Consider the following 1,629-nt stretch of genomic DNA (forward strand, 5'->3'; position numbering starts at 1 on the left):
CAGCAGGAGGATCGCCACGACCTGCAGCGCGAGGCATCCGGCCAGGATCGCCGCCCGCCGTCGCGAAGTGGACGGCCAGCGGTCATCGGCCATGAGCGGTGCCATCGGCATCAGCAGACGGAACGTGCTCTGCTGCGGCAGGAAGACCGCGAAGATGTAGAGGCCGTAGCTGAATGCGTACGCGACCACCATGAGACCCAGCCGGCGGACCGGACGCGACCACAGGAGAGCCGCGAAGGCCACGATGAGGGCGATGACCAGCACGATGCCCACGACACCGAGGTGGGTGCCCGCCTGACGGAACCACGGCGTGAACGGCGTGAACTCGCCGTTGCCGACGTAGTCGAGCCACCATCCGAGCTCGGTGCGGATGTAGGCGTTGTGGGTGCCGGTGATGTACTGCGCGATGTGGTTCCAGGACAGACCGGCCACCGCGATGGTCAGACCGGTCGCCATCAGCGAGGCCCACTCGCGCACCGGGAACGGGTCGACCCGACGGCGGAAGAAGCGCACGAGGAAGACGATGCCGAGAGCGAGCCCGAGCGCGAGGATGCCGGGGCGCGTGTAGGCGGCGACGAGCGCGAGCGGAAGGATCGAGAGGTACCTCCGCTTGATGGCCAGCAGCATGCCGCTGAACAGCAGGAGCATGAACAGGCCCTCGCTGTACCCGAGCACGAACAGGAAGGACAGCGGCGCGAACGAGAAGAACACCACGGCCCACCAGGCGGCGCGGGGCTTCGTGACGGTACGCAGGAGCAGGAACATCACCCAGGTGGCCCCGAGACCGGCGGCCAGGCTGATCAGCACGGCGGCAGGCTGCCACCCCAGCCCCGTGGCGCCGGAGAGCGTCCGTACGAGGAACGGGAAGACCGGCAGGAACGCCCAGTTGTTGGGCAGGATGTCGCCGGAGACGTTCATCGGCAGCGACATGGGATACCCCTGCGCGGCGATCTGGCCGTAGCGGTCGGCATCCCACCCGGTGAGGAAGTCCCAGAACGTGCCCAGGCGCTCGCTGTCGGGCCCGAAGCCCCAGCGCGACGCCTTCGCGATGGAGTAGAACCCCCAGAGGAGCCCGAAGTTCACCGCGCGGGCGATGGCCCACAGGAGCAGCACGCGGACGAACGCGCCACGCTCGATCGGCTCGACGCCCTGAGGCTTGCGCAGGACGTCGCGTCCGTACTGCTGGAGCGCGCGCCCGGGGCGCGAGTCGAGCAGCCGGCGACCGCGCTCCCGCAGCGGGGCGAGGCGGTCGTCGGTGGGGGCCGGTCGTACGGTGGGGACCAGCTCGCTCGGCGGTGCGCTCACTCGGAACCTTTCACGGTGGGGAGAAGTGGGCTGCTGACGACGGTGTCCGGCCCGGACAAGTGCATGTGGGGCAGATCGTACCGGATCAATACGTACGTTCCTCCCGGTTGACTTTCAGGAAATGCCTGATCAGTGAGCGTCACTGACGACCTTCAGGCCCACCACGCACCCCACGAGCCCGAGGATCAGCAGGATCTTCACCACCGAGACGGGCTCGGCTCCCCCGACCATCGCCCACCCCACGGTGAGCGCGGCGCCGATCCCCACCCACACGGCGTACGCTGTCCCGGTCGGGATCTCCCGCACGGCCCACGCCAGCCCGCC

2 protein-coding genes are annotated in these 1,629 nt (G+C 69.0%); both read right to left on the reverse strand.

Going from position 1 to position 1,629, the window contains the following annotated elements; translation table 11 throughout:
- A partial coding sequence (locus LQV45_RS30815; RefSeq protein ID WP_230011081.1) for a hypothetical protein occupies window positions 1-1,305 on the reverse strand: 1,305 nt, incomplete at its 3' end.
- A 129-nt stretch (window positions 1,306-1,434) separates the two neighbouring features.
- On the reverse strand, window positions 1,435-1,629 hold a 195-nt coding region (locus LQV45_RS30820; protein WP_230011084.1), incomplete at its 5' end, for a multidrug efflux SMR transporter.

It is taken from the genome of Microbacterium sp. Bi128 (assembly GCF_918698205.1).